15 protein-coding genes are annotated in these 13091 nt (G+C 61.9%); 7 read left to right on the top strand and 8 right to left on the bottom strand.

The annotated features are described in order from the left end of the window. Nucleotides 1-94 precede the first annotated feature (94 nt). The 6 genes from trxB (at nt 95) to KAZ48_03060 (ending at nt 5653) form a co-directional block, all read left to right on the top strand. Nucleotides 95-1033, top strand: a complete 939-nt coding sequence (trxB, locus tag KAZ48_03085) for a thioredoxin-disulfide reductase (GenBank protein ID MBP7971759.1) — start codon at nt 95-97, stop codon at nt 1031-1033. Nucleotides 1034-1130: 97 nt separating this feature from the next. Next, nucleotides 1131-1457 carry a thioredoxin gene (gene trxA, locus KAZ48_03080; GenBank protein MBP7971758.1) on the top strand — a complete coding sequence of 109 codons (327 nt, stop codon included), beginning with the start codon at nt 1131-1133 and terminating at the stop codon, nt 1455-1457. A gap of 6 nt (nt 1458-1463) precedes the next feature. After that, on the top strand, nt 1464-2591 hold the full coding sequence (locus KAZ48_03075; GenBank protein MBP7971757.1) for an N-acetylmuramoyl-L-alanine amidase: 1128 nt from the start codon (nt 1464-1466) through the stop codon (nt 2589-2591). A 264-nt stretch (nt 2592-2855) separates the two neighbouring features. Then, on the top strand, nt 2856-4097 hold the full coding sequence (locus tag KAZ48_03070) for a PLP-dependent aminotransferase family protein (protein MBP7971756.1): 1242 nt from the start codon (nt 2856-2858) through the stop codon (nt 4095-4097). Between the two features lie 59 nt (nt 4098-4156). After that, nucleotides 4157-5101: a D-alanine--D-alanine ligase gene (locus KAZ48_03065; GenBank protein MBP7971755.1), complete on the top strand. Its 945-nt coding sequence runs from the start codon at nt 4157-4159 to the stop codon at nt 5099-5101. Between the two features lie 12 nt (nt 5102-5113). Then, on the top strand, nt 5114-5653 hold the full coding sequence (locus KAZ48_03060; protein ID MBP7971754.1) for a hypothetical protein: 540 nt from the start codon (nt 5114-5116) through the stop codon (nt 5651-5653). Here the strand turns inward: KAZ48_03060 and KAZ48_03055 are convergent. From KAZ48_03055 to rpmH, 8 genes are all read right to left on the bottom strand, one after another. Continuing rightward, nucleotides 5648-6610, bottom strand: a complete 963-nt coding sequence (locus KAZ48_03055) for a ParB/RepB/Spo0J family partition protein (protein MBP7971753.1) — start codon at nt 6608-6610, stop codon at nt 5648-5650. The two genes, KAZ48_03060 and KAZ48_03055, sit on opposite strands and share 6 nt — an antisense overlap. Then, the gene (locus KAZ48_03050; GenBank protein ID MBP7971752.1) at nt 6607-7461 is read right to left on the bottom strand and encodes a ParA family protein; all 855 of its coding nucleotides are present in this window, start codon (nt 7459-7461) and stop codon (nt 6607-6609) included. The genes KAZ48_03055 and KAZ48_03050 overlap by 4 nt, the downstream gene beginning before the upstream one ends. Further along, entirely contained in the window at nt 7436-8131 is a 696-nt protein-coding gene (rsmG, locus tag KAZ48_03045) for a 16S rRNA (guanine(527)-N(7))-methyltransferase RsmG (GenBank protein ID MBP7971751.1), read from the bottom strand. The genes KAZ48_03050 and rsmG overlap by 26 nt, the downstream gene beginning before the upstream one ends. A 44-nt stretch (nt 8132-8175) precedes the next feature. Beyond that, nucleotides 8176-8700 (bottom strand): single-stranded DNA-binding protein, encoded by a 525-nt coding sequence (locus KAZ48_03040; GenBank protein MBP7971750.1) that lies wholly within the window; start codon nt 8698-8700, stop codon nt 8176-8178. A gap of 81 nt (nt 8701-8781) precedes the next feature. After that, nucleotides 8782-9777, bottom strand: coding sequence for a membrane protein insertase YidC (gene yidC, locus KAZ48_03035; protein ID MBP7971749.1), 996 nt, complete (start codon nt 9775-9777; stop codon nt 8782-8784). Then, nucleotides 9765-10103, bottom strand: coding sequence for a membrane protein insertion efficiency factor YidD (yidD, locus tag KAZ48_03030; GenBank protein MBP7971748.1), 339 nt, complete (start codon nt 10101-10103; stop codon nt 9765-9767). Before yidD ends, yidC begins: the two co-directional genes overlap by 13 nt. Before the next feature lie 44 nt (nt 10104-10147). Continuing rightward, nucleotides 10148-10522 (bottom strand): ribonuclease P protein component, encoded by a 375-nt coding sequence (gene rnpA / locus KAZ48_03025; protein MBP7971747.1) that lies wholly within the window; start codon nt 10520-10522, stop codon nt 10148-10150. Between the two features lie 13 nt (nt 10523-10535). Further along, nucleotides 10536-10670 (bottom strand): 50S ribosomal protein L34, encoded by a 135-nt coding sequence (gene rpmH / locus KAZ48_03020; protein MBP7971746.1) that lies wholly within the window; start codon nt 10668-10670, stop codon nt 10536-10538. Nucleotides 10671-11155: 485 nt separating this feature from the next. Here rpmH and dnaA point away from each other — a divergent pair, with 485 nt between their 5' ends. Then, complete coding sequence (gene dnaA / locus KAZ48_03015) at nt 11156-12601, top strand: chromosomal replication initiator protein DnaA (protein MBP7971745.1); 1446 nt, start codon at nt 11156-11158, stop codon at nt 12599-12601. Nucleotides 12602-13091 lie beyond the last annotated feature (490 nt).

The raw sequence follows: 13091 nt of genomic DNA, 5'->3' as shown, positions 1-13091 counted from the left end.
TGGTCGTGGGCGGAATACTGCGGGCACCTAGACTCGTTGGGCTAGCAACAGACGACCACGAGTCAGCAGGAATTTGGCCACGGAGGGCTTCCCAGTGAGCAGCGATATTCGCGACGTCATCATCATCGGTTCTGGACCATCGGGTCTGACTGCGGCCATCTACGCCGCCCGCGCCCAACTGTCGCCACTACTGCTGGAAGGCTCCGTCACCGCCGGTGGTGCATTGATGAACACCACCGAGGTGGAGAACTTCCCTGGCTTCCCGGACGGAATTCAAGGGCCGGAGCTGATGGCGCAGATGCGCGCACAGGCCGAGCGATTCGGTACGACAATCGTCACCGACGATGCCACCGATGTGAAGCTCGACGGCGACGTGAAAGTGGTGACCGACGGCGAGGGCAACACCTACCAGGCACGATCGGTCATCCTGTCGATGGGATCGGGATACCGCGAACTCGGTGTTCCCAACGAGAAGCGGTTGTCCGGCCACGGAGTCTCGTGGTGCGCCACGTGCGATGGATTCTTCTTCCGACAACAGGAGATTGCGGTCATCGGTGGTGGCGACTCAGCGATGGAGGAGGCAACCTTCCTGACGCGATTCGCCGACAAGGTGTACATAGTCCACCGTCGAGACGAGTTCCGCGCCTCCAAGATTATGGCCGATCGGGCATTGAACGATCCCAAAATTGAAGTCATCTGGAATAGCGACGTGGTTGACGTGCTCGGCGATCAGAAGGTCAGCGGACTGCAACTGCACAACCGCGTCACCGGCGAGGAGTCGACGCTGGCTGTCACGGGTGTGTTCATCGCCATCGGTCACGACCCGCGGTCCGAACTGATCAGTGATCAGGTGGACCTCGATCCAGCGGGTTACGTCGTGGCCCAACCTGGATCGACGCGGACGAATCTGGACGGTGTGTTCGCCTGTGGCGACCTGGTCGACCACACCTACCGTCAGGCCGTGACCGCGGCCGGATCGGGCTGTGCGGCGGCATTGGACGCCGAGCGCTGGCTCGCCGATCACGGACTCTAGGCGGCTGACAACAAAGACGTGCGTGGCACACGACCACCGCTGACCCAAGCGCCGTAGTCTCAACCAGAGCAACGGCAACGAGGCAAGGAGACCCCACATGGGCACAACAACTCAGGTGACCGACGCCACCTTCATGGCCGACGTCCTCAATTCCGACAAACCAGTCCTCGTCGACTTCTGGGCGGAATGGTGCGGTCCGTGCAAGATGATTGCGCCGATCCTGGAAGAGATCGCGGCAACCCACGGCGAGAAGATCACCATCGCCAAGCTGAACGTGGACGAGAACCCACAAACGTCAGCTTCTTACGGCATCACGTCGATTCCGACGATGGCCGTCTTCCAGGGCGGTCAGGTCGTCAAGCAGATTGTCGGTGCCAAGCCGAAGGCAGCCCTGCTCGCCGACCTTGGCGACTTCATCAACTAAGCCAGGGTGAATCAGACTCTTGCCGCGCTCCCAGGCCTGCAGCTATCTCGCGGGGCCACGGGTGCGGCAGTCGCAGAGGTCCGAGACCGCCTAGGGCGGCTCGGGCTTCTGCGCGTCAACGTGGATTCCGGGGACTCCGTTGACGAATTTGATGCAGACCTCGATGCGGCGGTTCGGGTCTTTCAACAACAGCGCGGCATAACCGTCGATGGGATCGTCGGCTCCAAGACGTTCCGCCGGATCGAAGAGGCCCGATGGAACCTCGGTGACCGCGTCATTTCGTTCACCTACGGCCACTTGACCGCTGGCGACGACATCGCCGAGTTGCAGCGCCGACTGAACTCGCTGGGTTTTGACCCCGGCCGGATCGACGGCATCTTCGGCCCTGACACCGACTCCGCGGTCCGCGAGTTCCAACGCAACGTCGGCATCGACGTGGACGGAACGTGTGGTCCGCAGATGTGGCGGGAACTCGATCGCCTCAACCGCACGGTCACCGGCGGCACCCCCCAGCAGCTGCGATCTGACCACTACCACTCGATGACAAAGACCGGAGCGGCCAACAAGGTTGTGGTCCTCGACCCCGGCCACGGTGGCCCTGATTACGGCCATGTGGGCCACCGGCTCGCCGAGTCCATCGTCGCTGACGACGTCAGCCGACGGATCGAGGGTCGGCTGGCCGCGATCGGCACCCAGGTGCTGATGTCGCGGCCGATGAGTCACGAGATGGACAACGAGGTCGACGAGTCTGCCCGTGCCCAGTTCGCCAACGACAACGGGGCCGACTTGGTCGTCTCGCTACACGTCGATGCGGAGCCGACCGGCAACGCGGCGGGGATCTCGACCTACTACTTCGGCCACGACGAGGACCGGTCGGTGCTCGGCCAACGGTTCGCCGACACGGTGCAAGCCGAAATCGTCCGACGGACCGACCTCACCGACTGCCGCACCCACGCCAAGACCTGGGATCTGTTACGGATGACCCGGATGCCCGCCGTCCGGGTGGAGTTCGGTTACGTCAGCAGTGCGCACGACGCGAGTCGGCTCTCGGAAGCAACATTTCGAGACGTGATCGCCGAAGCAATCGCCGGGGCGGTGGTTCGCTATTTCACTCCGGAGACGGATGCCGAATGAGGGCATGCGGTCGCGTCCGCGGCCTAAGCAGGGCGAGCAGAAACCCACCGACAGCACCCACCGCGAGCACCACGACGACTTTGGACGCGCCTGACAACGACATAAGAGTTTCCCTCCGAACGGACTTATCAGGCATCGTAGGCGGGGACCACGGCGTATGCGAGGAGGGCAGCAGGGTTGAATGATCACGTGAACGTGCCTGGGGTCAGCGGTGGATCGCGGCTCGACCCGTGGGTCGCCTCATACGCCGAGCGCGCCCAGGGCATGACCGCATCTGCCATCCGTGCGCTGTTCTCCGTCGCCGCCCGCCCAGAGGTTGTCTCCCTCGCTGGCGGCGCGCCGTTCGTCTCTGCGCTGCCGCTCGACGCAATGGCGGACACCGTCGCCCGAATGATCCGCGAACAAGGCCCCACGGCCCTGCAGTACTGCACCGGCCAAGGTGACGAGAAGCTGCGCGGACAGATCTGCGAGGTCATGGAACTGTCCGGTATCCATGCGCACCCAGATGACGTGGTCGTCACCACCGGCTCCCAGATGGCGCTGGATCTGACAGTTCGGGTCTTCTGCGATCCCGGTGATGTCGTGCTGGTCGAGTCACCGTCCTACGTCGGGGCGCTCGGAGTGTTCGCCTCGTACCAATGCGAGGTCGTCCACGTCGCCACCGATGGCGACGGGTTGATTCCAGCGGCCCTCGACGAGGCCATCACGCGCGTGGTCGCCGAGGGTAAGCGACCCAAGATCATTTACACGATCCCGACCTACCACAACCCCATGGGAGTGACTCTGCCTCCGGCTCGGCGGGCCGAGATCCTGGCGATCGCGCAACGGACCGGCATTCTGCTACTCGAAGACGACCCCTACTGCTTGCTCGGATTCGACGGCGAGGTGCCCCAGGCGATCCGTGCCCAAGATGCCGAAGGCGTGGTCTACCTCGGATCGTTCTCCAAGACGATTGCGGCCGGCCTTCGGGTCGGCTGGGCCCTCGCACCGCACGGGGTGCGCGAGAAGTTGGTCCTCGCGTCGGAGGCATCGGTCCTCTGTCCGTCGAACTTCTCCCAACTGACAGTCTCGGAGTACCTGGCCAACAACGCCTGGCAGCAGCAGATCAAGGTCTTCCGGGAGTTGTACCGAGAACGCCGCGACGCGCTGCTGGAGTCGCTGGAATTGCTGATGCCGGAAGGAACGAGTTGGACCGTGCCGGAGGGTGGCTTCTACTCGTGGGTCACGCTGCCGGGCGGCCTGGATGCAACGGCGATGCTGCCGCGCGCCATCGCTGGGCTGGTCGCCTACGTGCCCGGCACCGGCTTCTACGTCGACGGTCAGGGCCGTGATTCGATGCGGCTGTCCTACTGCTTCCCTGAGCCTGACCGAATTCGCGAGGGCGTGCGTCGGCTATCGGCGATCGTCGACTCCGAACTTGAGTTGGTGCAGACGTTTGGTCCCTCGTCGAACACCGGCGCCCATCTGCGACTCGGACCGGAAACACCGTCTCCGGAGACTCCCTGAGCGCTGTCCTGCAACTGTCGTCCACCCACCAAACGCAAACAGTGTCGCGAAAGGAATCCATGAACGATCGGGTTGTGGTTATCGCTGGTGGTCTGTCGCCGGAGCGTGACGTATCCCTACGGTCGGGCCGGCGAGTGGCCGAGGAGTTGCGATCGGCCGGCTTCGACGCCCAGGTAAGCGATATCGATGCGCACTTGCTCGCGCAGCTGCGCGACGACTCCCCGGCCTGCGCAATTCCGCTGGTCCACGGTGCCGCTGGTGAGGACGGATCGCTGCAGGAGGTCCTTACTGCCCTGCGCGTTCCATTTGTTGGTTCCAACGCAAGCGGTTGTCGGCGCGCATTCGACAAGGCCGTCGCGGGATCACTCTTGGAACAGGCAGGTGTCCACTTCCCCGCTGCAGTCGCGCTACCCCAGTCGATGTTCCGCGACCTCGGCGCGACGGCGCTGCTCGACGCGATCGTCGAACAGTTGGGCCTCCCGCTCGTCACCAAGCCCAACCGAGGCGGATCGGCACTGGGTGTCACAGTCGTCAACGATGCCGGGCAGCTTCCCAGCGCTATGGTCGCGGCTTTCGCCTACGGCGACGTTGTCTTGATTCAACGGCACGTGAGCGGTACTGAGATCGCCGTTTCAGTCGCTGATTTGGACGACGGCTTGACGGCGCTGCCACCGGTCGAAATCGTTCCCGATTCCGGCCTCTATGACTACAGCGCGCGCTACACCGCTGGTACGACTGAGTTCTTTGTCCCCGCCAGGCTGCCGGACTCCGTCATCGAAGCAGCCTGTCAAACGGCATTGACTGCCCACTGTGCGCTGGGCCTCGGTGACTGGTCACGGTCGGATCTCATCGTCGACAGCCAAAGCGTTCCTTGGTTCCTTGAGGTCAACACCGCACCGGGAATGACGGAAACCTCGCTCTATCCGCAGGCGGTTGCGGCTAGCGAGTTCAGCATGGGTGAACTGCTAAGCGCCCTCGTCGGGCGTGCAGCCGGTCGCGACTGACACGATACGACCGTGGAAGCCACCCGTCGCGCGCTGCGTATCGCCGTTGCCTGCACCGTCGCGATGCTCATGTTCGGCATGACGTTGCTGCTACTGGCTCCCGGCCTCACAGATTCGTTCGGGGCTCACCGCGGCCACGGCGTCGGCGTCAGCTACACCTTCGATAGCTACCGCTGCGTCGGCGGGAACAGCCAGTTCCGCAGCTGCGAGTGGTTAGGCACCGTGAACATTCCGGAGGACAGCTTCACCGCCGGCGTGGTCCAGAAGAACGTGGTGTACCGGGACAACCCACCGGCAGACGTGCGCGAGGGCTTGGTCGTCGAAGCCTTGTGGACTTCGAAGGACGCCGAGAGCGCCTACGCACTCTCCGCGTCAAACGCCTGGCTCAACACGCTCGCCTCAACCGTCGCGGCAGGTTTGTTGTTCCTGTTGTTCCTGTTCCTGACGATCATCTGGTGGCGAAAGTACTCGGTCAGTCGCGCGGAGCAACCACAAGTCGGCACCAACAACCGTCCCACGTCGCACCAACAAAAGCGCGAGCCCGCCTCATAGCTCGGGTGTGTCACCCAGTGCGGTGGCGATTCGGGCGAGATCCTCGATTCCCGCGAATTCAATGACAATCTTGCCCTTGGTTTGCCCCATGCTGACGTGGACCCGGGTTTCCAGCAGGTCACCGAGACGCTGCCCAACGGCTGCCAACTCCGGCAGCACCTGCTTGGCGGTTGATCGGCGGGTCTTCTTGGCAGGACTGTTCGCCTGGACCGCGACGATCTCCTCAAGCCCGCGAACGCTGATCCCCTCGGCGACTACCCGCTTGGCGAGTTGTTCCATCGCGGCCTCGTCAGCCAGGGACAGCAACGTGCGCGCGTGACCTGCGGACAGCACTCCAGCGGCAACCCGACGTTGCACGGTCGGCGGTAACTTCAATAGCCGCAGGGTGTTTGACACTTGTGGGCGCGACCGGCCGAGCCGGACAGCGAGCTCGTCATGCGTCCCGCCGAAGTCGGCGAGCAGCTGCTCGTACGCGGCGGCCTCCTCCAATGGGTTGAGCGCCACTCGTTGCAGGTTTTCCAGCAGCGCCTCCCGCAGCAGTTCGTCGTCCTCGGTGCTGCGAACCAGGGCGGGCACCTCTGTGAGGCCCGCCGCCGTTGCCGCCCGCCAGCGGCGCTCACCGGCGACCAACTCGTAGTGGGGTTTGCGGCTCGAACGAGCGGCCACCCGTCTGACAACAATTGGCTGGAGAAAGCCGACCTCCAGCAGTGACCGTGCCAACTCCGCTAATGCGTCCGGGTCGAATTCGGTTCGGGGCTGACGCGGGTTCGGCGCAACATCGGTCACAGCGACGGTCACCAGTTCCAGACCATGTACCACCGCGGGGCCGGACTGGTCCGTGACATCGACCGTCGTTTCGACGGAAAGTTGGTCCGGTGGGCCGGCATCGCGCATCGTTCGACGATCCGGTCCCGGTGCCGTCGGTATCAGAGCGGCCAGACCACGCTTGGCACTCATCGTGCACCCACCTCGATTTGTTCGTTATATCCCTTTTGTCCCACTATCGCCATGTCTCGCAGCTCTTCTGCTAACTGGCAATACGCGATGGCGCCCGGCGACGATGGCGCATAGCTCAAAATGGTCTTGCCCTCGCTCGGCGCGGCACTCAGCGCAGGATCACGTGGAATCATCGTCCGCGCGAGATTGTCCCCAAAGTACGCACGCGCCTCGTCCACGACGAACTGCTGGCCTGGACCTGCATCACCCACCATCGTCAAAGCGACGAAGCTGATCCGCAGGTCCGGGTTCAGAGCTGATCGCACGAGTTCCACCGTTCGAACGAGCTGCCCCACGCCGTCCAGGGCATAGAACTCTGCCTGAAGTGGAACAAAGAGTTCGTGCGCGGCGGCCAATGCGTTGATCGTCAGTAGTCCCAGACTCGGTGGGCAATCAATCAACACGACATCAAAGGGCTGTACCTCGCCGCTTTCCTCGCCGCTTTCCTCCGTCTGCGCGGAGGCAAACAGGGCGTCGAGTGCCGTCGCCAACCGGGATTCGCGCTCAGGCAACCCAACCAACTCGACCTCCGCGCCAGCCAGGTCGACCGATGCCGGTAGGCACCAGACCCCGGGGTCACTCGTTGGCTGGATCGCGTGGCTGGCTGGCGTGCCATCCACAAGCACGTCGTAGACAGTCACCGCGTCACCACTGCGACGAATGCCCATGGCCTGGGTCGCATTACCTTGCGGGTCAATGTCGATGACGAGGGTCCGGAGGCCTAACCGACCGAGCGCCGCTGCCACGTTTACCGTGGTGGTGGTCTTCCCCACGCCGCCCTTTTGGTTAGCGACGGCGACGATTCTTGCCACGACGAGTCCCTTCAGAAGTTGTCGGTGCGTTGCCGGTGACAATCACTACGGTTGCGGCCGGGGAGAGCCAGTTCACGCCACATTGGCGCACTTGTACTGATTGTGCCCCACGTTGAGTCAATTCCTGGCCCGCCTCGTCGACTTCCTCTGCGGCCTTCTGGCCCTTGAAGGCAACCACGCAGCCACTGGGCGTCGTCAACGGCAGCAGGAGAGAGACAAGCTTGGGTAGGGACGCGACAGCGCGCGCGGTCACGACGTCCGCTCGCAGTTCCGGAGGGCAGACTTCTGCTCGAGCACGAAAGACATCCACGCGATCAGTGAGTTCCAATCGTTCGACCGCGAGTTCAAGGAAGCGCACTCGGCGGGCCAACGGCTCCACGAGGGTCACCTGCAGATCGGGGCGCGCGATCGCCCAAGCAATTCCTGGCAGTCCGGCACCAGATCCCACGTCGATCACGGTTGCGCTAGGGAGCACAATACCCTCGGCGGGATCGGCCACGACAATGCAATTGAGCAGGTGGCGATCCCACAGGCGATCCGCTTCACGCGGACCGATCAGCCCCCACTCCACGCCCTCGTTGGCGAGAAGGTCTCGGTACTGGCGCAGAGTTTCAAACACATCTGGGTACCGCTGAGCAGCAACCGCCGATGCGGACAAGCCATCATCCACGCGGGTTAGCAATCCGTTTCACGTGAAACAAGTGAATCGGACGCCTACTCACTCGCCGACTCAGCTGGGATCACCACGACAAAACGGTTCGGCTCTTGACCCTCGGACTCGCTGATCAAACCCGCTGCGGCCACAGCATCATGGACGATCTTCCGCTCAAATGGGGTCATGGGATCCAGCCGAATCGGTCCATTCTCAGACTTGGCGCGATCACAGGCTTCCGTGCCCAGCTCAGTCAGCGCTTCCCGGCGCGCCGCGCGGTGTCCTGCGACATCCAGCATGAGTCGTGACCGGTCGCCCGTTTGTTGAGTCACGGCCAAGCGCGTCAATTCCTGCAGCGCGTCGAGCACCTTGCCGTTGGGCCCGACCAGTTGCTGCAGCGATTCGCCGACGATGGCGACCATCGCGCGATCTCCTTCGACGTCCATATCGATGTCGCCGTCAAGGTCAGCGATGTCGAGTAGTGCCTCCAGGTAGTCGGCAGCAATGTCACCTTCCCGCTCGAGTTGCTCGAGACGAGTTGGCTTCTCGGTTGCTTCGGGCTTGGTCTCGGTGTCGTTGACGGTCATCTTGTCTCCTTGCGCTCTGGTTGCGGCGAACGGCCGTTCGTTTCACGTGAAACGAACCACCGATGCCACGGAATGGCGGTGTTACTTGTCGGTGGTCTTTGGCCCCGGAGGTTGCGAAGCTGGTTTCTTCGCTGGGGCTCGTTTGCTCTTGGATTTACGCTTTGGCTGCTGCCGCTTTTGTACCGTTATGCCCTTATTTGTCGCATCTTCGACAGGTGCTTCAGCGGCTTCAGCGTCGGCAACTGCCGGCAAGCCCTTGCTCGCCTTCCGAGCAGCCTTGTCCTTCTGACGCCTCTCATAGGCCTCGTGCGCGGGCGTTCCGGGTTGCGGATTATTGCGAATGACGTAGAACTGCTGTCCCATCGACCAAAGGTTGGTGGTGGTCCAGTAGATGAGCACACCAACCGGGAAGTTGAAGCCACCGAAGGCGAAGATCAACGGGAAGACATAGACCAGAATCTTCTGCTGTTTGGCGATCGGGTTGTCTGGCGCGCTGTTCTTGATGACCAGCTGGCGTTGGGTGATGAACGTAGTAATCGACATGGCCAGAATCAAGAACACGCAGAGGGCCTTGGTCAGGCCTGGGTTCGGAGTCTCAGCAGCGTGTGCGAATGTTCCGTAAATCGGGACACCGAAAATTGATGCATCGTGTGCCTGCTGGGCCAGATCCGTTGACAGTGGGCCGACACCTTTGGGCGGATTGCTCGCAATCCCCTGCAGCACACGGAAAAGTGCGAAGAAGATTGGTGCCTGCAAGATGATCGGTAAACAGGACGCCAATGGATTCGTACCGGTTTCCCGATAGATCTTCATCATCTCTTGCGACTGGCGTTCGCGGTCGCCGGCGTACTTCTTCTGGATCTCTTTGATCTTCGGTTGGATCAACTGCATGCCACGTTGAGCTTTGATCTGCTTGACAAATAGCGGGATCAAGGCGACGCGAATGACGACGACGAGACCGACGATCGACAGCACCCAGGTGATGCCGTTCCCGGACCCGAATATGGGCGAGAGAATCGTGTGCCAGGCGACCAGGACCCAGGCAACAGCAGATTCCAGCCAAGTCAGTAAGAACACTGCGACTCCGACGTTGATAGGTGACTGCCATCCCCGGAATTGCGGGGCGTGCCGTCAAGATTGATGTCCGGACGCCATGCGCCCTTGGCAGGAACGGGGTCGATTCCGCCGAGTTGCCACGGGTGGCATCGGCAGATTCGGTATGTCGCCAGTGTGCTTCCTTTTACCGGTCCGTGGGTCCGAACCGCGCCGATGGCGTAGTTCGAACATGAGGGGTGGAAGCGACATTTGGGTCCGAGTAAGGGAGACAGCACCAGTTGATAGATCCGAATGATGCCAATCAGCAACCACCCGAACGGTAGCCCGATGATGTGCAACACCTGCATTGTTCGAGTGCCCACGCGGCACACCAACGATGGTTGCGGTGCGTTCATGCGTTCACCACCCGGGGGAGTAAGACGCTGATATCGCGGTCGAAATCGGCACTTGAGGCACTTGCTGCCGACGGCAACGCTCTGACCACAAGTGAACTTCCCGTCGGCAACTCAGCAAGGTGTCCGACCATCACGTGGCGCAGTCGCCGGACGACGCGGTGCCGGACGACGGAGTTGCCAACCGCCTTGTTCACAGCGAAGGCGATCTGGGGCACCTGTTCCGATTGGTCCTGCCCAGGTTGGTCTGGAACTGGTTGAGCTTGCGGTTGCAGGTAGTGGATAACTAGCGATCGATGACGAGCACGCTGGCCTCGCCGGATGGTTGACGCGAGGGCGTTCCGGTCTTTGAGCCGCGATCGTACGGGAAGCACGCCGGCTCGCCGATCAAACCGTCAGCTCTGACCGGCCCTTGCGGCGCCGAGCGGAAACGATCGCTCGGCCAGCGCGGGTCCGCATGCGTAGGCGAAAGCCATGCTTCTTGTGACGGCGGCGGTTGTTCGGCTGGTAAGTGCGCTTCATGAGGACAACTCCCGTTCGGCACGGCCGAACTTCAGATCATGGGCAGGACAGGTGGAACTTACTGGCAAGAGTAGGTCACGCCCCGGCGCAAGTGCGACCCCGCCCCCGAAGTTGTGGGGAAGCACACTGGACTGCTGGTTGGCCGTTGTGCTGGCGACTCGCCGAGGCCGAAAGTGAATAACGTCAACGAAATTCACACCACTTGTGGATAACCCCTTGTGGCTCGCCCAAATCGGCGGTTACTGTCGGCGCAGCGGCATCTGGGAAGCAGCCAACCATCGCAGCGATGGCAATGACGATCTGGTCTGTGAATCTGGGTACCAGAGTCGCCGCAAGTCAGAACAGCTTGTGTCAGAGCCATCGGCTCGGCACGTAACGCAGGATCGCAAGTGCTCACGGTCAGTGCCGTGTGCACACGTTCGAGGCAATTTGCAGTCGATGGGGAGGCATACCAGCCCGTGGAAAACACTCTTGATGTCACGGAGATCTGGGATCGAACCCTTAGTCGACTTGCTGACGACGACGCGATGTCTCCTCAGCAGCGGGCGTTCGTCGCGCTGACGGTGCCGCGGTTCGTCGATTCGACCCAGATCATGCTCGCGGCCCCGAACGAGTTCACCCGCAACGTCCTTGAGTCTCATCTCAAGCCACACGTCGTGCGGGTCCTCGGCGAAGTACTCGGACAGCCTATGGGGCTTCAGATAGTGGTCGATCCGGCGATCGCCCACGGCCTGGATGACGAGACCACCGACAACCTGGCCGATGGCACGTACGCCCACCACAAACCACCGGCGAGCCCGGCGTCCTCCGAGTTCCCCCAGCAAAACGGCCAGATGATCGACGTTCGTGAGCTGAACCGGCCGGGTGCCGGCAGCCCGAGCTCCCGCAAAGACGACAGTCACCGCCTTAACCCCAAGTACACGTTCGAGACTTTCGTCATCGGGTCGAGTAACCGCTTTGCCCACGCCGCGGCCGTTGCCGTTGCCGAACAGCCAGCCAAGGCCTACAACCCGCTATTCATCTACGGCGACAGTGGCTTGGGTAAGACCCACCTGCTGCACGCAATCGGCGATTACACCCGCACCCTCTATTCCGGTGCGAAGGTCCGCTACGTGAGCTCCGAGGAGTTCACCAACGAGTTCATCAACTCGATCCGCGACGACAAAGCCGCGAAGTTCCAGCGCCGCTACCGCGACGTCGATGTGTTGCTGGTCGATGACATTCAGTTCCTATCCGGCAAGGTCCAGACCCAGGAAGAGTTCTTCCACACGTTCAACACGCTGCACAACGCGAACAAGCAGATCGTGGTCACGTCCGATCTTCCGCCAAAGCAGCTTCCTGACTTTGAGGATCGGATGCGCTCGCGCTTCGAGTGGGGCCTGATCACTGACGTGCAGCCTCCCGACCTTGAGACGCGCATCGCCATCCTGCGCAAGAAGATCGCCGAGCAGCGGATGGAGGTCAACCCCGACGTTCTTGAATTCATCGCCAGCAAGATCGCCACGAATATTCGAGAGCTTGAAGGTGCCCTGATTCGGGTGACGGCATTCGCCAGCCTCAATCGTTCTCCGGTCGACGTCTCGCTAGCCGAACTGGTCCTTAAGGACCTCATCGCCGACCAGCACGGGCCCCAGATCACCGCACCCCTGATCATGCAGCAGACGGCCGAGTACTTCGGTTTGTCAATCGATGACCTGTGCGGACCATCTCGCACCAGAACGCTGGTTCAGGCTCGTCAGATCGCCATGTATCTGTGTCGGGAGCTGACTGAATTGTCCCTTCCGAACATCGGCAAGCATTTCGGCGGTCGGGATCACACCACGGTCATGCACGCAAAGCAGAAGATCGCCAGCAACCTCGCTGACGATCGCAATCTGTACAACCAGGTCACCGAACTGACGAGTCGGATCAAGACTGCAGCTCGCGGCTAGCCAACTGAGGTTTACCTCAGTAACTCCAAGTGTTCATACACATCCGGTTGGTAACACCCTGTATTCACAGGCTGGGGATAACTCTGTGGACGACTGGAGGTGAACGACATGAAAACGGGGGATGACTCGAGTTGTCGTTCACCTCGCCTGGGGACTAGCGCACGCCGTCCACCACCGTCCATCCCCTGTCACCAGGGCCGCGCACATCTTCCACGCTTGTCATTCTCGAACGGCGACCTGCACGGACTGCACTTATCCACACAATCCACAGCCCCTATGACTACAACTAATCCATCCATGGAAGGGTCAGATTCCACAGCGAACATGTGATGACAAAAACAACACAACTTTCGCCCGTTGGCATGACACGATGCGGGTAGCACAATTGGACGCAGCACGATGAGAGGCAAAACGACGTGAAGTTCCGGGTAGAGCGCGATGTCCTGGCGGACGGTGTTGCATGGGCAGCTCGTGCACTGCCATCCCGTCC

Source organism: Candidatus Nanopelagicales bacterium, from assembly GCA_018003655.1.
Classification (GTDB): domain Bacteria; phylum Actinomycetota; class Actinomycetes; order S36-B12; family UBA10799; genus JAGNDY01.
The sequence above is the reverse complement of the archived record's forward strand: the minus strand, read 5'-3'. Positions and strand labels throughout refer to the sequence as shown.